The 344-nt window shown below is 39.9% G+C and carries 1 pseudogene; it reads left to right on the forward strand.

The features are described from left to right. Nucleotides 1-212: 212 nt before the first annotated feature. A pseudogene (locus JTI85_RS21650) lies at nt 213-344 on the forward strand (hypothetical protein); the annotation flags it as partial.

The raw sequence follows: 344 nt of genomic DNA on the forward strand, positions 1-344 counted from the left end.
GTTTTTGTTTTTATCATTCAGACACAATTAGTACATCAATCCAACAAATAAATCATAATTAGTGTGATCAACTAATTGGNNNTCGAAAACTATCTCTATAATAATCTACCCTTACGGCTAATCGCCGCAGTCTATAACAAAATAAGACTTTTTCGGCGCGTTTAAGCATACGCGTTCATACTTTTCGGGATGGCTTTGAAAGGCGAAGGAATATGAATACTACTGCACCTACGGNNNGCTGCAGCAACCTCGTCCGTTCTTCATGATCTTCTTTGTGGAATTATGGGAACGATTTGGCTATTACGGCGTTCAGGGCATCCTGGCGGTATTTTTTGTTAAGCAGC

Source organism: Citrobacter sp. Colony219 (assembly GCF_019382635.1).
GTDB lineage: Bacteria > Pseudomonadota > Gammaproteobacteria > Enterobacterales > Enterobacteriaceae > Citrobacter > Citrobacter youngae.